This is a genomic window from Kushneria sinocarnis, from assembly GCF_003633775.1.
GTDB classification, from domain to species: domain Bacteria; phylum Pseudomonadota; class Gammaproteobacteria; order Pseudomonadales; family Halomonadaceae; genus Kushneria; species Kushneria sinocarnis.
Map to the genome: position 1 here is coordinate 276,565 of NZ_RBIN01000002.1, position 16,920 is coordinate 293,484.

The 16,920-nt window shown below is 65.2% G+C and carries 15 protein-coding genes; 11 read left to right on the plus strand and 4 right to left on the minus strand.

Annotated features, from left to right (window positions below; genetic code table 11):
• Positions 1-2: 2 nt before the first annotated feature.
• From C7446_RS03830 to doeA, 3 genes are all read right to left on the minus strand, one after another.
• Positions 3-482, minus strand: coding sequence for an Lrp/AsnC family transcriptional regulator (locus tag C7446_RS03830; RefSeq protein ID WP_121171434.1), 480 nt, complete (start codon positions 480-482; stop codon positions 3-5).
• A 57-nt stretch (positions 483-539) separates the two neighbouring features.
• Positions 540-1,547, minus strand: a complete 1,008-nt coding sequence (gene doeB / locus C7446_RS03835) for a N(2)-acetyl-L-2,4-diaminobutanoate deacetylase DoeB (RefSeq protein ID WP_121171436.1) — start codon at positions 1,545-1,547, stop codon at positions 540-542.
• Positions 1,548-1,620: 73 nt separating this feature from the next.
• Complete coding sequence (gene doeA / locus C7446_RS03840; RefSeq protein WP_121171807.1) at positions 1,621-2,808, minus strand: ectoine hydrolase DoeA; 1,188 nt, start codon at positions 2,806-2,808, stop codon at positions 1,621-1,623.
• A gap of 412 nt (positions 2,809-3,220) precedes the next feature.
• On the opposite strand from doeA, the gene C7446_RS03845 reads away from it, so the two are divergent.
• The 4 genes from C7446_RS03845 (at position 3,221) to C7446_RS03860 (ending at position 8,193) form a co-directional block, all read left to right on the plus strand.
• On the plus strand, positions 3,221-4,600 hold the full coding sequence (locus C7446_RS03845) for a methyl-accepting chemotaxis protein (protein ID WP_245977656.1): 1,380 nt from the start codon (positions 3,221-3,223) through the stop codon (positions 4,598-4,600).
• Complete coding sequence (locus C7446_RS03850) at positions 4,593-6,092, plus strand: chemotaxis protein CheW (protein WP_121171440.1); 1,500 nt, start codon at positions 4,593-4,595, stop codon at positions 6,090-6,092. Before C7446_RS03845 ends, C7446_RS03850 begins: the two co-directional genes overlap by 8 nt.
• Positions 6,093-6,246: 154 nt before the next feature.
• Complete coding sequence (corA, locus tag C7446_RS03855) at positions 6,247-7,194, plus strand: magnesium/cobalt transporter CorA (RefSeq protein ID WP_121171442.1); 948 nt, start codon at positions 6,247-6,249, stop codon at positions 7,192-7,194.
• Between the two features lie 78 nt (positions 7,195-7,272).
• Entirely contained in the window at positions 7,273-8,193 is a 921-nt protein-coding gene (locus C7446_RS03860) for a 2-hydroxyacid dehydrogenase (protein ID WP_121171444.1), read from the plus strand.
• 19 nt (positions 8,194-8,212) lie between these two features.
• Here the strand turns inward: C7446_RS03860 and C7446_RS03865 are convergent, their stop codons facing one another.
• Positions 8,213-8,770 carry a DJ-1/PfpI family protein gene (locus C7446_RS03865; RefSeq protein WP_121171446.1) on the minus strand — a complete coding sequence of 186 codons (558 nt, stop codon included), beginning with the start codon at positions 8,768-8,770 and terminating at the stop codon, positions 8,213-8,215.
• Between the two features lie 190 nt (positions 8,771-8,960).
• Here C7446_RS03865 and C7446_RS03870 point away from each other — a divergent pair, with 190 nt between their 5' ends.
• From C7446_RS03870 to C7446_RS03900, 7 genes are all read left to right on the plus strand, one after another.
• Positions 8,961-9,884: a LysO family transporter gene (locus C7446_RS03870; RefSeq protein WP_121171447.1), complete on the plus strand. Its 924-nt coding sequence runs from the start codon at positions 8,961-8,963 to the stop codon at positions 9,882-9,884.
• A gap of 172 nt (positions 9,885-10,056) precedes the next feature.
• A complete protein-coding gene (locus tag C7446_RS03875) occupies positions 10,057-10,830 on the plus strand; it encodes a FadR/GntR family transcriptional regulator (protein ID WP_245977657.1) in 774 nt (257 codons plus the stop codon).
• Positions 10,831-11,350: 520 nt separating this feature from the next.
• Complete coding sequence (locus tag C7446_RS03880) at positions 11,351-12,553, plus strand: aldose epimerase family protein (protein WP_211327843.1); 1,203 nt, start codon at positions 11,351-11,353, stop codon at positions 12,551-12,553.
• Between the two features lie 45 nt (positions 12,554-12,598).
• The gene (locus C7446_RS03885; protein WP_121171451.1) at positions 12,599-13,705 is read left to right on the plus strand and encodes a sugar ABC transporter substrate-binding protein; all 1,107 of its coding nucleotides are present in this window, start codon (positions 12,599-12,601) and stop codon (positions 13,703-13,705) included.
• Between the two features lie 3 nt (positions 13,706-13,708).
• Positions 13,709-14,743 carry an ABC transporter permease gene (locus tag C7446_RS03890; protein WP_211327844.1) on the plus strand — a complete coding sequence of 345 codons (1,035 nt, stop codon included), beginning with the start codon at positions 13,709-13,711 and terminating at the stop codon, positions 14,741-14,743.
• Positions 14,740-15,531, plus strand: coding sequence for an ATP-binding cassette domain-containing protein (locus C7446_RS03895; RefSeq protein WP_121171453.1), 792 nt, complete (start codon positions 14,740-14,742; stop codon positions 15,529-15,531). The genes C7446_RS03890 and C7446_RS03895 overlap by 4 nt, the downstream gene beginning before the upstream one ends.
• Before the next feature lie 361 nt (positions 15,532-15,892).
• On the plus strand, positions 15,893-16,828 hold the full coding sequence (locus C7446_RS03900; RefSeq protein WP_121171455.1) for a Gfo/Idh/MocA family protein: 936 nt from the start codon (positions 15,893-15,895) through the stop codon (positions 16,826-16,828).
• The last annotated feature ends 92 nt before the right edge of the window (positions 16,829-16,920 follow it).

The following is a 16,920-nucleotide window of genomic DNA, read 5'->3' on the forward strand; positions in this document are numbered from 1 at the left end:
GATCACTTCTCCGACGAGTCGTCGAGCTCCAGCGGCGGCGGCTCGGACTTGACAGTGCGGGTCACGATATAGGTGAAGTAGCGGCGGATGGCAAGATCGCTCACCAGCCAGTGATCGATCAGCCGCTGGTACTGGTCGATGTCGCGCGCCTCGACCCGCACCAGGTAATCGACGCCCCCGCCCACGGCGACGCATTCGGTCACCTCCGGCGTCTCCTTCATGGTGCGCTCGAAACGCTCGAAGACATCGAGACCGTGATGATCGAGCTCGATCTGGATCCAGACCGGGGTGCGCCGCACCTGCACCTTCGGGTTGATCCGGGCGCTGTAGCCTTCGATGATGCCGGCCTTCTCCAGTCGCCGCACGCGCTCCCAGCAGGGGCTGACCGAGAGGTTGATCGACTCGGCCAGCCGCGACTTGGTGATGCGCCCGTCGCGCGACAGGATCGAGAGAATGCGCAGATCAAGGCGATCGAGTTTCACACGGCCTCGCAGGTATCAGCTAGCGGAAGATGACAGGTGGCGGCGGTGCGGCTGCCATCAGCGCTCCAGTGTTTCCACCACCTCGCCGATCACCACGATGGTATCCCCCATGTCGACCCGGGCCGGGAAGCGGCGGGCCAGTACCATGCCATCCCGTCCGGCGCGATACTCCACCGGATCGACCCCGGTACGGGTCATATCCAGGATGCGGGCGACGACCTCCCCCTGGCGAACCATGCCCCCGAGCGCACAGGTCATCTCCAGCAGGCCGGCATGTTCACTCTGCACGTAGCAGGAAGCATCCGGCATTTCGACAAAGGTCTGGCGGGCCGGCCGCTGAAGCTCGCCCTCGGTGATTCCGGCAAAGATCAGGAAGTTGCGTACGCCACGCTCGCTGATCTCCATGCTGGCCGGGGTCGAGGTGCCGCCGCCGCCCAGTTCGGTGGTCACCAGCACCTTGCCCTGGTTTTCCACCGCGGTGTCATAGAGTGCGGCGGCATCGAGCTCATACATCATGATGGCCGTGCCCGCTCCGAAATCCATCGCGCCTTGCAGGCTGCGACGCTCCAGCTCGCGATCCTCGAGCCGGTGCGCCGCGGCAAACGGCAGGATATCGAGGGTGCGCCCGCCGGAGTGCAGATCGAGCGCGTAGTCGCACATCGGCACCAGATAGCGGGTGAAGTAGTCGGCAATCTGCTTCGTCGGTCCGCCGTCGGGATCACCGGGAAAGCTGCGATTGAGGTTGCCCCGGTCCATCGGCGAGGTACGCCGGCCCGCCATGGCCGCCGGCTGGTTCATCATCGGCACGATGATCACCCGCCCGCTGACCTCCTCGGCGCGCAGCGACCGGGCCAGCTTCAGCAGCGCGGTAATGCCCTCGTACTCGTCACCATGGTTGCCGCCGGTCAGCAGGGCGGTAGGGCCCTCACCGTTCTTCACCACGGTGACCGGGATCATCACCGCCCCCCAGGCGGACTCGTCATGAGACACCGGCAGCTTGAGAAAGCCGTGCTGGACACCATCGGCATCGAAGTCGACCGTGGCGGAAATCGGGCTGGGACGCATACGGGCTCCTTGTCTTCGGTCAGCAAACGCTCCCCGGCGGGTACCGGCCGGCGAGCGGCCGGGCTGTTGCGGACTACTTGACGAACAGCTGCCGCGGGAATTCACACAGGGTCTCGGCGCCCTGCTCGGTAATCAGGATAGACTCGGTGATCTCCAGCCCCCAGTCATCCATCCACATGCCGGGCATGAAATGAAAGGTCATGCCCGGCTCGAGCACCGTTTCATCACTGGGGCGCAGACTCATGGTGCGCTCGCCCCAGTCCGGCGGATAGCTGATCCCGATCGGATAGCCGCAGCGCGCGCCGCCGCGGTCGAAGCCGTACTTGTCCATGGCCGCTCCCAGCGCCATGGCAATATCGCAGCAGCGGTTGCCGGGGCGGGCCACTTCCAGGCCGTTCTCGATCCCTTCCAGCAGTGCCGACTCCCCGCGCAGGAAGTCGCGCGAGGGCCGGCCGAGAAAGATGGTGCGCGATAGCGGCGCGTGATAGCGCCTGTAGCAGCCGGCGACCTCGAAAAAGGTACCCTCGCCCTTGCGAAACGGGGTGTCATCCCAAGTCAGGTGGGGGGCCGCGGCGTCAGCGCCGGTCGGCAGCAGCGGCACGATGGCGGGATAATCGCCGCCGTGCCCATCGGTGCCCTCCACGCCGGCGCGGTAGATCTCCGCCACCAGCCGGCTCTTGGGCAGCCCGGGTTCGATCATGTCGAGAATCGAGGCATGCATCTCATCGACGATGCGCGCCGCCCGGCGCATGTAGGTGATCTCGGTAGGCGACTTGATCGCCCGGCACCAGTTCACCAGCGCGGTGGCATCCTGCAGGTGCCCTTCCGGCAGATGCTTCTGCAGGCTGGTGTAGGCCTTCGCGGAGAAGTAGTAGTTGTCCATCTCCACGCCGATGTTGCCCCGGTGCCAGCCCCACTGCGGCAGGACCGACTGGGCGAGATAGTCCATCGGATGCATCTCGGGGTTCTGGACATAGTAGTCCGGATACCAGGCGACATTGGTCTCGGGGTCCATCCAGCAGGTGCGGATCGCGCCGTTGCCGTCCTGACGGCGGCCGTACCAGACCGGATCGCCGCTCAGGCCGACCAGCACGCACTGATGCACATAGAAGGACCAGCCGTCATAACCGGTCAGCCAGGCCATGTTGGAAGGATCGGACACGATCAGCACGTCCAGTTCGGCGCGGGCCATCGAGGCTCGCACGCGGGACAGCCGCTGCGCGTACTCCTCGCGGGTAAAGGGCAGAGAGGGAATCGTCATCGACGTTTGCTCGGCATCCATGGCACTCGGGTTCGGAAGGGCCGGACCGCATCCGGCCACACCGGGGTAACAACATCCGGGTTTCGCGCGCCACAGGCGTGGAATCAGGACCTGCACAGCCGTCACGACCTGTCGGTGACATGCCGTCACTGGCTGATCGACCATGATCGGATTGTTATTGCACTCCTGTTCTGAGTCTGCACCGCAGCTCGCTGCCGGGTCAAAAGCTTTCTGTGCCCGTCCCGGCGCCCGGCGGCGGCCCTGCAGGATGGCGCCGGAGCGACGCCGGTTAAAGTTATCCGCCGGGGTTCCGATGATAGCTGCTGGAAGTGCCTGTTCTGCCGTCCGGCCAGCCTGCGCTGTCCGTCCCTGTTCCGGCATCACGCAGGCCCCGCTATCCGGAGAAACCGTCATGTCGCACACACTTGCTGCCAACAGCGAGAAACTGGAACTGCTGGGCAGTGCCCTCGTTCGTACCCATGCCGTCATCGAGTTCGACCTCGAGGGCAGGATTCTCGATGCCAACCCGGTCTTCCTCGAACTGATGGGCTATCAGCTCGACGAACTCGTGGGCCGGCACCATCGCATCTTCTGCGATGAGCGCCATGCCCGCAGTGACGCCTATCGCGACTTCTGGGCAAAGCTGAGCCGCGGCGAGTCTGCAGGCGGTGAATTCCGGCGCTGCACCCGGGATGGCTGCGACATCTGGCTACAGGCCACCTACAACCCGATCTTCGATGCGTCCGGCCACCCCTGCCGGGTGATCAAGATGGCCAGCGACATCACCGAACAGAAGCTGGCGCAGCTGGCCTTCGAGGGCAAGGTCAACGCCATCGATCGCGCTCAGGCCGTCATCGAGTTCGATCTCGAGGGCCATGTGCTGCAGGCCAACGAACACTTTTTGCAGGCCACCGGCTACCAGCTCGACGAGATCGTCGGTCAGCACCATCGCATGTTCTGTACCCGGGAGCATGTGGTCAGCAGCGAATATCGCGACTTCTGGCTGGCGCTGGCACGCGGTGAATTCTTCTCCGGACGTTTCATGCGGCTGGGCCGGTTCGACCGCAGGATCTGGATCCAGGCCACCTACAATCCGATTCTCGACAGCAACGGCGAACCCTACAAGGTGGTCAAGTTCGCCACCGACATCACCGACCAGGTCGAGCTGGAGCAGCACATCCGGGCCCAGTCGGAGGCCATGAGCGTGTCGGTCCATCAGCTCAATGTCTCGATCGGCTCGATTGTCGAGAACACCCGCCTGACCCGGGAGCTGGCCCGTACCACCCATCGCGAGGCAGAGGGCGGCAGCCGCGCCCTGCAGGAGTCCACCGAGGCGATGACGGCGATCCGCAAATCCGCCGAGGACATCGAGGAGATCGTCGGCGTGATCGGCGAGATCGCCTCCCAGACCAACCTGCTGGCCTTCAATGCCGCCATCGAAGCCGCCCGCGCCGGCGAGCACGGTCTGGGGTTCTCGGTGGTTGCCGACGAGGTGCGCAAGCTGGCGGAGAAGTCTGCCGAAGCCACCCGCCAGATCAACCGACTGCTGAACGAGTCGCTCAAGCGCATCGAGAGCGGCAACGAGATCTCGCAACGCGCCCGTGATGCCTTCGGCCGGATCGCCGAGGGCGTGGAACAGACCACCGGCTCGATCGAGGACATCGCGACCACGACCGAGGCCCAGCTGCAGACCGCCGGGCATGTCGATCAGCTGATCCGCCAGCTGACCGAGGCGACTGACCGTACCGGTCAGGGCCGCCGGCAGACGCACGGAGCGCCGCGCCATGAGTGAGCACGTTTTCGGCATTCTCGATCTCGGCGGCAGCGAGATCGCGCTGGACGCCTCCCACCTGCTGGAAGTGACAGCGCTGCCGACCACGCTCACTCCCCGGCCACTGGCCCCGGCCTGGGCGCTTGGCAGCTTCACGCTGCGCGGCGCCCTGATTCCGACCATCGACCTGGGGCGGCTGCTCGGCCTCGACGACAGCGCTACCGCGCGACCGGCCGGTGATCATGTCGCCGTGGTCGGCTTTCGTGACGGCCGCTTCGGGCTGCGCATTGCCCACGTGCGCGATGTGGTCACCATCGCAGCGCACCAGCTGCAGACGCTGGGCGCCCGGCGTCATTCGCCGGATGCGCTGATCCCGGGCATGTTCATTCATCCCGACGAGCAGCGTCCGATTCATGTGCTGGACCTGGCCGCCCTGTTCGAGCTCGAGGGCATGCTGCTGAGTTTCGATGAGGCGGCCGTCAGCCACCCTTCGACCGATGAAGTCGCGGCTCTGGAAATGCCTCCGGATCGTCAGCGCGCACTGATCGTCGCGCATGGCGCCCTGCGCCTGGCGATCGACGCTGCCGTGGTCCGGGAGGTGGCCGAGTGCACGACCCTGGCGCCGCCGGTCACCCGGGCCCCCGGCTATCTGGGCAACCATTGCCTGCGTCAGGAGACGATCCCGGTCTTCGATCCGCATGCGCTGCTCGGTCAGCGCGACCCCGCCCCGGCCCCGGCCCGCCTCGTGGTGCTGGAAGGCCCGCACGGTCGCATCGCGCTCGGCATCACTCATATCGAGCGCATGATCGACTACACCCTCGACATGTGCCGACCACTGGCCGCGGACGATACGGCCGTACACGCGGTACGCGGTCTGCTGAGCCCGCGGGAGCTGACGCCTGCGCTGCTGTTCGATCACAAGGTCCTGCTGGAGCAGCAGGCATTGAGCGGGCTGGCCGATATCCATGCCTCGCTCAACCGACAGGCCCGGGAGAATCGCGGCGAGCGCCCGTGGCAGCGCTTTGCGTTTCTCAGCTATGGGGCCGCCGGGCAGTATGTGACGCCGCTCAATCAGGTCGATGCGGTACTGCCGATGCCCCGACGGGTGACCCTGCTCAACGGGGGCGGGCCCTTCACGGGGACCTTCCAACACCTTGAGCGCACCGTGTCGCTGGTGGATCTGCGTCAGCTACTCGGCCACGGTACCGAGCCTTCCCCCCGCCAGGTGCTGGTGGTGTCCAGCGGCGACAGTGCGGTCGGCTTCATGATCGATGAAGTGCGCCTGATCGACTATATCGACGCCCCCCGTGACAGCCTGGTGATCCGCTGGCGCGGGGATGCGCGCCCCGGGGCACCGGCCATCGAAAGCTCGAAACGCCTGGTGGCGCTGGGTGAAGGCCAGCGCCAGCGCATCCTGGCCGTGCTCTGTCTGGCCCACCTGGCCTCGCTGCTGAGCCATCACGAGGCGCCGGCCTGCGACTCGCGCACCCTGACGGAAGCCGCCGGCAGCTGATCCGGGCGGCCCGTCGCGCCCTGCAGCAACGGCTGCAGGGCGTGCCGCTGCCGGGAGGCCGGGTTGGCAAAAGCGCTGGCAGAGCGTGCCACTCTCTGGGATCATCGCGGCGCGCAGCCGGCACGCCCGTTCACCCGTATCAGGAAAGTCGCTCATGATCCGCACCTTCATCCTCGAGCATCAGACCATTCAGGAACTGGCCGACGCCCCGCTGAGCGACCGCCTCGCCCGCGCCACCTGGATCGATGCGCATGAAGCGGATGAGAACGAGCGCGAGGCCCTCAATGCCTTTCTGGCCGATGAGCTGCCGGCCAGTACCGATGTCGAGGAGATCGAGTCCTCGGCGCGCTACTTCGCCGATGCCGACGGGGTGCATGTGCACTCGCTGTTCCTCTCGCGCAGCGAAGGCAAGCACAGCAACGCCACGGTGGCCTTCATCCTGCAGAGCCAGCGGCTGATCACCCTGCGCGAGGATGATCTGGCCGATTTCCGCCTGCTGCGCCTGCGCGCCCGTCACGGCCAGATCGAGGTCGATTCGCCGCCGGCGCTGATGGTGACCGTCTTCGAACAGAAGGCGGAAAACCTCGCCGACAGCGTCGAGGACATGCATCGTGATCTCGAGCAGGTCAGCCAGCTGGTGCTGGAGGAGGAAGACGCCGATCTCGAGGATGCCATCGACCGGCTGGCCAAGGTCGAGGACAGCGTCGGCAAGATCCGGCTCTGCCTGATGGATACCCAGCGCTCGCTGCACTTCCTGCTGCGCCATCTGCGCCGCCATCCGGAGCTGCAGGAGCAGGCCCGCGAAGTGCTGCAGGATGTGGATGCGCTGATGTCGCACACCACCTTCCTGTCGGACAAGGTGAACTTCCTGATGGATACCACCCAGGGGTTCATCAATATTCAGCAGAACCAGATCATCAAGATCTTCTCCATCGCCTCGGTGGTCTTCCTGCCGCCCACCATGATCGCCAGCATCTACGGCATGAACTTCGATGTGATGCCCGAACTGCACTGGCCGCTGGGCTATCCGCTGGCGATCGGCGTGATGTTCCTGTCCGGACTCTCGCCCTATCTCTACTTCAAGCACCGCGGCTGGCTGTAGCTCCGGCCACGGCGGTGACGCGGCGACCGGGGCCGTGCCAGGATAGCCGTTCAAGGGTATTACCGAGCCGAGGCCCCGATGCAGATCCTGATTCACGCCCCCGACGCCGAGCAGTGGCGCCAACATCTTGCCCGCCACCTGCCCCGCGCCAGCCTCCTGACCACCGAGCAGGAGGGCGAACAGCCGGCGGATTACCTGGTGGTCTGGCAGCCGCCGCGCTCGCTGTTCGAGGCCCAGGACGAACGCCTGCGGGCCATTCTCAATACCGGTGCCGGGGTCGATGCGCTGCTTGCCAACCCCGCCCTGCCCCGCGGTATCCCGCTCGTGCGGCTGCAAGATGCCGGCATGGGCGAGTCCATGAGCGACTATCTGCTCTACGGCCTGCTGCACTTTCACCGCGGCATGGATCACTACCACCGCCAGCAGCACGAGCAGCGCTGGCAGGAGCATCCGCTGGAAGAGAAGGCGCAGTGGCCGGTCGGCATCGTGGGCCTGGGCACGCTGGGCCGGGTCGCCGCGCGCCGGGTCGCCGCGCTGGGGTATCCGGTGCAGGGCTGGAGCCGCTCACCGAAAACGCTCGACGGGATGACCTGTCATCACGGCGAGGCGGGGCTGAACCGGTTGCTGGCAGAGTCGCGGGTGATCTTCAGCCTGCTGCCGGACACGCCGGAAACCCGGGGCCTGCTCGATCACGAGCGGCTCGGCCGCCTGCCCGAAGGGGCGGTCGTGATCAACGCCGGGCGTGGCAGCAGCCTGGTACTGGACGACCTGCAGGCCCTGCTGGAGAGCGGTCACCTGCGTGGCGCCCTGCTCGACGTCTTTCCGGAGGAACCGCTGCCGGCCGGTCATCCGCTCTGGCAGCAGCCGCGTGCACTGATCACCCCCCACATCGCGGCCCCCACCCCGATTGCGACCGCCGCACGACAGATCGCTGACAATATCGCCGCGCTGGAACGCGGCGATACGGTCGAGACGGTGGACCCCGAACGGGGCTACTGAGCCGGCTGCACCGGCGACGTCACAGCACGGCCATGAACTGCTTCAGCCAAGCCGGATGCGCCGTCCAGACCGGCGCCGTCACCAGCCGGCCGCAGGTCACGGCCTCTTCCAGACCGATCTCGGCGTACTCGCCGCCGGCGAAGCGCACATCCGGGGCACAGGCCGGATAGGCGGAAACACGCCGCCCCTCGAGCGAGACGGCCGAGGCCAGGATCTGGGCGCCGTGACAGAGCACGGCCATCGGCTTGTCGGCCTCGAAGAAGGCCCGCGTGATGGCCAGCACCCGGTCATCGAGACGCAGATACTCCGGTGCCCGGCCACCCGGGATCACCAGCGCGTCGAAGTTGCCGGGCTCGACGCTGTCAAAGTCGGCGTTGAGCCGGAACCGGTGGCCGGGTTTCTCGGTATAGGTCTGCTCCGCACCGAAGTCGTGAATGGCGGTCTGCACGGTATCACCGGCCTGCTTGTCCGGGCAGACGGCGGTCACTTCGTGGCCGACGGCCTGGAGGGCCTGAAACGGCACCATGACCTCATAGTCTTCGACATAATCACCGACAAGCATCAGGATGCGCGACATGGCGTTCTCCTCGGAAACGGCTGATTCGGATCGGGTAATAGACGGCGTGCGGATCGCCCCGCCTGCCTCAAGCGTAGCAGGCGCTGCGGCCCGCCGGGCCGAGACGGAGCCGGGCACCCGCTGACGTTTCGAAGCGGCTGGCGGGTACGCTATATTGGCCCGCCCCCTTTGCCACCGGAGCCCCGCCGAAGTGCTGATCGGTCTGCTGCTGCTGTTACTGCCTCTGGTACTGGGCTATCTGGTGGTATTCAATGACGAGCGCTGGCGCAGCCTGGTGTCACGCAGCGTCAACGCCACCATCCATTTCATCCTGCTGCTGATGGGCCTCTCGCTGGCGGGTCTGGACAATCTGGCCGGCCAGTTCTCGCGCATGGGCGGCCAGGCCCTGGTGCTGTTCCTGCTGACCGCCACCCTCAATCTGGCGACACTGGCCGTGCTCGATCACTGGCGCCACCGCCAGCGTCCGCCAGCCAGCGGTGGCATGCCCGGCGCCGGCGCGCTGGGCGCCTCACTGCTGGATGGCGCCCGCCTCATCGGCGTGGTCGCCCTGGGCCTCACGCTGGGGCTGCTCCTGCCCGCCCTGTCACAGCATGCCGAGCGTGCCACCGAGCTGGCGCTCTACGTGCTGCTGGCACTGATCGGCATGCAACTGCGCAATGCCGGGGTGGCCCTGCGCCAGATCCTGCTCAATCGCTTCGGTCTGGCGGTCGCCCTGACGCTGGCGGGCAGCTCGCTGCTGGCCGGGCTGATCGCGGCCCCGCTGCTGGACTGGCCCTGGTCACAGGGCATCGCCATGAGTGCCGGCTTCGGCTGGTACTCGCTCTCGGCCGTGGTGATCGGCGATCAGCTGGGGCCGGCGCTGGGCGGCATTGCGCTGTTCAACGATCTCGGCCGCGAACTGCTCGCCATGCTGCTGATCCCCCTGCTGCTCCGCCGGCGCCCGGCAATGGGAGTGGGGTATGCCGGCGCTACCGCGATGGATGTCACGCTGCCGATGATCCAGCGCGCCGGCGGCCTGGAAAGCGTGCCACTGGCGCTGGTCAGCGGCTTTCTGCTGTCGCTGGCGGCGCCACCCATCATGCTGATCGTGCTGGCCATGGGCCAGGGGGCCTGATCCGCACCATCCGAATCACGCCCCGTCACCGAGCCGGCGCCGGACCGGGGCACAGCGGGCGTGCCCCTCTGCCGGGCAACCTGTCATACTCATGACCATGACGTGTCCATCGCATTCCGGCTTATCATGTCAGCAGGGCACTGTCGCTGTAACACGAATGACGAGGTCAGGGATGTCGCCAACTGCCATCGATCGTACCCCTCATATCGCCGAAATGCTGATCCGGGACATCCTGGCCGGGCACTATCAGCCCGGCGACTTCATCCCCCGGGAACTGGACCTGTGCCAGCGCTTCGAGCTGAGTCGCAATGTCGTGCGGCGCCAGCTGTCGATGCTGGTCGATGGCGGCATCATCGAGCGCATTGCCGGACACGGCTCCCGGGTGCTGAACTGGCAATCCTGGAACATCCTGGACCCGATGGTGACCGACTGGATTGCCCGCTTCGCCGCACCCAACCAGGCCATCCTGCAGGAGATTCTTTCCTTTCGCCTCTCCGTGGAGCCCTTTGTTGCCATGACCGCCGCGCAGCAGGCCACGGCACACGACCTGGTCGCCATCGAGGAGGCCTGGAATGCCCTCTCCGGGGATTTCCACGCCCTGTCCGATGACACCCCGCGACACCTGCCCAGTGATCATGACGTGGCCTTTCATGTCGCCATCTACCGCGCCACCCACAATGTGGTGTGGTCCCGGCTCTCTCATGTACTGCGCCCCTCGATTCAGCTGGTGGTGGTGGAGTCCAACACCAGTACCCGCAACCCGGGAGAGAGTCTGGAGAGTCACCGCCGGCTGATGGACAGCATTCGCATGCGCCAGCCCCATCAGGCGTTCGAAGCCGCCCGGGAGGTGTTGCACGGCACAGCCATGGCGCTGGGGCTGGATGATGCCCAGACCCCGGTTCCCCATGACATGGCCCGGGCGTGGATGATGTCGACTTCCGGCTGATCGACAGTCAGCCGTACCGATGCCTCGAGTGACGATACCTCGAAAGCCAGCGCTACCCATCTGCCACGGCCCTTCCGGCCGGCCATGACGATATCGACCTTGGTTGCTGTGACCAAAGTTGACCCGTACGTTCCCTGCCCTTCCGGCTGCCCCTTTCATCTCTTCAACGCCATGTTTTTCCGGTAGTTATGGAAAGCCGGCAAAGAACGGCAATGCCGCTTTGGCCACCCGTCAAACGACATGTAAGACATGGTTCAACTAATGTTCAATAAACCGTTGCTCGCGGTTAAGTCATAAATGATTGCACCAGGGCGCACCGGTCAGGGCTCGACCGAGAGTCAGCGGGATGATCAAGGCTTGCTCGCTGCCACGCCCATGGTGACGGCACCTGCTCGGCGAAATCGCCTCGACAATGAAGGCTTCGGCAATTGCTGAAAGCGTCTCGCGGGCCGACAAGAGGGCGGATGGTCATACGGTAATTTCGTGAAGCAATCCGACTACCTGAAAGGAGCGGAGGTTCATGTACAGATCGCTGATTTGCCTTTCCCTGACCGGGCTTCTGGCCGTTGCAAGCGGCGCTATTGCAGCAGAACCCACCTCCAGCAATCAGGGCTCCTCCATGCAAAAGGGCACACCGGGTAGCAGTGACATCCGGATCACGGAATTCGGCAAGCTGCCCGATGGCACCGCCATCAAGCGTTATCAGTTGTCCAATGCCAACGGCATGGAAGTCGCCATTCTGACCTATGGCGGCATCGTGCAATCCATCCGGGTACCGGACAGGAACGGCAACTTCGATGACATTGCCCTGGGCTACGCTACGCTGCAGGGCTATCTCGATGATCAACGCAATGATCACACCTATTTCGGCGCGCTGATCGGCCGCTATGCCAACCGCCTGGCCGGTGGCCGTTTCTCGCTTGATGGCAGTCAGTATCAGGTGCCTGCCAACAATGGTCCCAACTCCCTGCATGGCGGCCCCGAGGGACTCGATACCCATGTCTGGAAGGCGCACACCATCGAGGGGAACGGGTGGCAGGGGGTCGAGCTCAGCACGCTATCGCCTGATGGCGAGATGGGCTTTCCCGGCGATCTGGCCGTCACCGTACGCTATACGCTCAACAACGATAACGAACTGCGCATTCACTACACCGCCATCAGCAATGCGCTTACGGTCATCAACCTGACCAATCACACCTACTTCAATCTGTCGGGCGCGGGTAACGGCACGGTGCTCGATCAAGTGGCGATGCTCAACGCCTCCCACTATACCCCGATGAACGAGCAGCTGATTCCGACCGGCGAGATCGCGACCGTGGCGGATACCCCCATGGATTTCCGTCGGCCCACGGCCATCGGAGAACACATCCACGCCGATCATCAGCAGCTGAAGTATGCCGAACCCGAACAGGGCGGTTACGACCTCAACTGGATACTCGATAACCCCGGCAAGCCGCGGGCACTCGATGCCCGGGTCATCGACCCCGAGTCGGGACGCCAGGTCGAGATGTATACCACCGAACCGGGCGTACAGTTCTATACCGGCAACTTCATCAATGGCATCCAGGGCAAGCAAGGCAAGACCTATCAGCACTGGGGCGGCTTTACCCTGGAAGCGCAGCACTTCCCCGATTCCCCCAATCAGCCGGAATTCCCGTCTACCCGACTGGCACCGGGCGAACCCTATAGCCAGACCACCATCTACAAGTTCCTGCCGCTGTAACACACGCAATAACACTCAAAAGCGTTATCTCAGGGGAGCAGCATCATGACAGAGCAGCATTCAGCACCGGACGAAGAAGCCCTTGCGGAAGTCGAGCCGCCGCGACGTGCCCTGCTCAGGCGCGCGCTCGGCACCGGCGCACTGGCCTCGCTGGGAGCCCTCGGGCTGGGCATGACGGGTCTGACCCGGGCCGCCGAGGGGGGTGGCGCCGGCAACTTCCCCGAGCATCCGAACTGGAAGTTCGTTTTCATCAATCACGTCACCACCAATCCGTTCTTCACCGCCACCCAGTACGGTATCGAGGATGCCTGCGCGCTGCTGGGCTGCAGCTATCAGTGGACCGGCTCCCAGAAATCGATCGCCAGTGAAATGGTCAACTCGATCAACGCCGCCATCGCCGGCGGTGCCGATGGGCTGGCCATCGCCCTGGTCGACCCCAACGCCTTCAACAACCCGGTTGACCGCGCCCTGCAGGCCGGCATTCCGGTGGTTTCCTACAACGCCGATGTCGATAATCACCGCCTGGCCTATGTCGGTCAGGACCTGTTTCTGGCCGGCAAGGCGCTGGGGGCGCGGATTGCCTCCATGGTCGACGAAGGCGAAGTGGCCGGTTTCATCGCCACCCCCGGTCAGCTCAACATCCAGCCCCGGCTCGATGGCGCGAAGGAAGCGATCCGGGAGTCCGGCAAGAACATTCAGCTGCGCGAGGTCGCCACTGGCCCCACCATCAACGAAGAGGTGTCGCGGGTGGAGTCCTGGTATCTGGGACACAGGGATGCCCGGGCGATGTTTGCCGTCGATGCCGGCAGCACCATGGCGGTGGGCCGGCTGATGCAGAAGTACAACCTGCACGAGGAGGGAGTCAGGGCCGGCGGCCTCGACATGCTGCCGGGCACCCTGGATGCCATCAACGCCGGGGCGATGGATTTCACCATCGACCAGCAGCCCTATCTGCAGGGCTTCTACACCGTGCTCGAGCTCTTCCTGTACAAGATGTCGGGCGGGCTGACCGGGCCGGCCAACATCAATACAGGACTGAAGTTCGTGACCCGGGAAACGGTCCAGCCCTATCTCGAGACGAAGACCCGCTACGAGGGCAACAGCAGACAGCCCCAGCGGGTCGAGCGCTCCGGCCCCATCACGGTTGAATGACGCATGACTCAATCCAATCGGCACAACGCGGAAGGCCGGGTCAGTGAGGCCCCGGCCGCCCCGGCGAAAAGGGGCAGCAGTCTCTCCCGGCTGGGGCGCAACATGGCGCAGTGGCGCGAGGCCAGCATCCTGCTGGCCGCCATCGTGCTGGTCATCTACTTCCAGGCCACGTCTCCGGCCTTTCTGACCCTCAACAACATCGGCGTGCTCTCCCAGTTCGCCACCGCCGTGGCCATCATTGCCGCCGGTCAGGTCATGGTACTGATCTGTGGCGAACTGGACCTGTCGGTGGGCCAGGTCTATGCCATCACCCCCTTCATCATGTACTTCGCCCAGCAGGCCGGCCTGCCGCTGGGCGTGGCCATCGTGCTGGGGCTGGTGGTGGCTGCCCTGATCGGGCTGGTCAACGGGCTGATCACGGTGGGCCTGGGGGTCTCCTCCTTCGTGACCACGCTGGGCATGCTGTTCTTCATCCAGGGACTGACCCTGACCATCTCCGGAGGTTTCCCGGTCCAGCCCGTGGCCGGCGAATTCTGGACCGCCGTGCTGGGCGGCAATGTCTTTGGCGCGCTGCTCTGGATGGTCGCCATCGCCCTGCTCTTCCAGTTCATCCTGTTTCGCACCCGCTGGGGGCTGCACACCATCGCGACCGGCGGCAATCCGCTGGGCGCCTCGCAGATCGGGATTCGCACCGGACGGGTCAAGATCGGCAACTTCATGCTGTGCAGCATGCTGGGCGGATTCGCCGGCATTCTGGATGCCTTTCGCATCGGCTCCATCGATCCACTCGCGGGCGGCACCGAAATCATGTTCATGGCAATCGCCTCGGCGGTCATCGGCGGCACCCTGCTCGCCGGCGGGTCGGGCACCGTGATCGGCGCCCTGCTGGGGGCGCTGGTACTGGCCATTCTCAAGGATGGCTTCACCATCTCCGGCGTCAGCGCCTACACCTTCGACATGATCCTGGGACTGGCCATCGTGATCACCATGATCATGAACGTGCACCTGAGTCGCCTGCGGGCAAGGGGAAAAACATGACAGCAGCGACGTCATCCGCCGGCGAGGAGATCCTGCGCGGCGAGAATCTTTCCAAGAGCTTCGGTCAGGTCACGGCGCTGTCCGATGTCTCCTTCCGGCTGAAGAAGGGCGAAGTGCTGGCGCTGCTGGGCGACAACGGCGCCGGCAAGTCAACCCTGATGAAGATCCTGACCGGCTTTCACCGGCCGACCAGCGGCAGCCTCTACTTCGACAATCAGCCGGTCGAGTTCGGCTCCGTCACCCACGCCCGCCGGGCAGGCATCGAGCCGGTCTATCAGGATCTGGCGCTGATCAACGAACTGAGCGTCTTTCGCAACATGTTTCTCAAGCGCGAAATCCTGCGCGGCGGGCCGCTGCGGCTGCTCAACGACGCTGCCATGCGCGAGAAGGCGGATGCCCAGCTGCGCGAGATCGGCATCAAGCTGCCCTCGGTGGATGTACCCATCTCGAAGCTGTCGGGCGGTCAGCGTCAGGCGATCGCCGTGGCCCGCTCGGTCTACTCCGAGAACGTCCGGGTACTGCTGCTCGATGAGCCGACGGCCGCCATGGGAGTACGCGAGAGCAAGCAGATCCTCGATCTGATCCGCCGGCTGAAGGAGACCTCGGAGCTGGCAGTCATCATCGTGGCGCACAACTACGCCCAGATCTTCGATGTCTGCGACCGGATCAATCTGCTGCAGTACGGCACCATCACCTTTGACCGGGCCACGGCGGATACCTCGATCCAGGAGCTGACCGATATCGTGGTCAACTCCTACCGCAATGCTGATCAGACCACACCGGCCTGATCGCCAGGGGGGCGCTGTCAGAGCCGGATACAACCATGGTCGATGTTGCACCATCACCGACCATGTCCGACATTCCCGGGCTGATCCTGGCATCCCCCGTACTTCCGGCCCGTTGCCGGGATAACCGGGCGCCCTGCCACTCCTGCTTCCCGCCTCCCGGTGCCGCTGGACGCCCGGTGCCGGATACCGGCGCTGCCGGCCTGTCACATCCCGGGCGATGGCGGTGGTACACACCAGCGCCAGCGTGGCCTGGCCGGGCGGGGGTGCCCGGCTGCGCTGAAATGATCATGATGACCGATCGCATCTCCCACCAGCTCCGCTACGCTGTAGCGTGGCGCTTCAAACGTACGAGGATCGAGTAATGTCTGCCCCCATTCGCATCGGCATCGCGGGCGTCGGCAAGATCGCCCGCGATCAGCATGTTCCGGCCCTGCAGCACAATCACCGTTTCGAACTGGCCGCCTGCGCCAGCCGCAACGCCAGTCTCGACGGGGTCAAGAGCTTCGACAGTCTCGAGGCCATGCTCGCCGGCGCCCCCGAGCTGCATGCCGTTTCGCTGTGCACGCCCCCCCAGGTGCGCTATCAGCAGGCGCGCGCCGCCATTGAAGCCGGCCGACACGTGTTTCTGGAAAAGCCGCCGGGCGTGACCCTCAGCGAGGTCGAGGATCTGGCCCGCCGCGCCGACCAGGCCAACGTTACCCTCTTTGCCAGCTGGCACGCCCGTGAGGCCGCCGGCGTGGATCGCGCCCGGCAGTGGCTGGAAGAAGCCCGGGTACAGCGCGTCGACGTGCAGTGGCGCGAGGATGTCAGAACCTGGCATCCCGGGCAGCAGTGGATCTGGCAACCCGGCGGGCTGGGCGTATTCGATCCCGGCATCAATGCGCTGTCGATCATGACCCGGATTCTGCCCGACGAGTTCTTTCTCGAGCGCGCGCGGCTGGAAGTGCCGGAGAACTGCCAGGCGCCGATCGGCGCCGAGCTGGATTTCACCGATGCCGCTGGCACCCCCATTCATGCCGACTTCGACTGGCGCCAGACCGGCCCCCAGACCTGGCAGATCACGGTGGAGACCGATCGGGGCACGCTGCTGCTCGAGGATGGCGGCAGTCGACTGAGCGTCGACGGCGAGCAGCTCATCGATGGCGAGGATGTCGAATACGCCGGTCTCTACCGCCGTTTTGCCGAGCTGATCGGGGCCGACCGCAGCGAAGTGGACATCCGGCCGTTCCGCCATGTGGCAGATGCCTTCATGCTGGCCGAACGCATTGCGACCGCGCCCTTTCACGACCAGGACTGAGCGCTCACCCGGCGATGGCCACCTGTTCCGCCAGCGGGCCACCCCGTCTCGAACATTCATCAGCAACGGGTAGCGGGCAGCACCGGTTGTCG

What these genes read in the sequence shown, in the direction of transcription:
- C7446_RS03895 (WP_121171453.1), top strand. Translation starts at nt 14,740, where the DNA reads ATGACAGCAGCGACGTCATCCGCCGGCGAGGAGATCCTGCGCGGCGAG.
- C7446_RS03880 (WP_211327843.1), top strand. Translation starts at nt 11,351, where the DNA reads ATGTACAGATCGCTGATTTGCCTTTCCCTGACCGGGCTTCTGGCCGTT.
- doeB (WP_121171436.1), bottom strand. Translation starts at nt 1,547, where the DNA reads ATGCGTCCCAGCCCGATTTCCGCCACGGTCGACTTCGATGCCGATGGT.
- doeA (WP_121171807.1), bottom strand. Translation starts at nt 2,808, where the DNA reads ATGACGATTCCCTCTCTGCCCTTTACCCGCGAGGAGTACGCGCAGCGG.
- C7446_RS03885 (WP_121171451.1), top strand. Translation starts at nt 12,599, where the DNA reads ATGACAGAGCAGCATTCAGCACCGGACGAAGAAGCCCTTGCGGAAGTC.
- C7446_RS03865 (WP_121171446.1), bottom strand. Translation starts at nt 8,770, where the DNA reads ATGTCGCGCATCCTGATGCTTGTCGGTGATTATGTCGAAGACTATGAG.
- C7446_RS03875 (WP_245977657.1), top strand. Translation starts at nt 10,057, where the DNA reads ATGTCGCCAACTGCCATCGATCGTACCCCTCATATCGCCGAAATGCTG.
- C7446_RS03845 (WP_245977656.1), top strand. Translation starts at nt 3,221, where the DNA reads ATGTCGCACACACTTGCTGCCAACAGCGAGAAACTGGAACTGCTGGGC.
- C7446_RS03900 (WP_121171455.1), top strand. Translation starts at nt 15,893, where the DNA reads ATGTCTGCCCCCATTCGCATCGGCATCGCGGGCGTCGGCAAGATCGCC.
- C7446_RS03890 (WP_211327844.1), top strand. Translation starts at nt 13,709, where the DNA reads ATGACTCAATCCAATCGGCACAACGCGGAAGGCCGGGTCAGTGAGGCC.
- C7446_RS03860 (WP_121171444.1), top strand. Translation starts at nt 7,273, where the DNA reads ATGCAGATCCTGATTCACGCCCCCGACGCCGAGCAGTGGCGCCAACAT.
- C7446_RS03850 (WP_121171440.1), top strand. Translation starts at nt 4,593, where the DNA reads ATGAGTGAGCACGTTTTCGGCATTCTCGATCTCGGCGGCAGCGAGATC.
- corA (WP_121171442.1), top strand. Translation starts at nt 6,247, where the DNA reads ATGATCCGCACCTTCATCCTCGAGCATCAGACCATTCAGGAACTGGCC.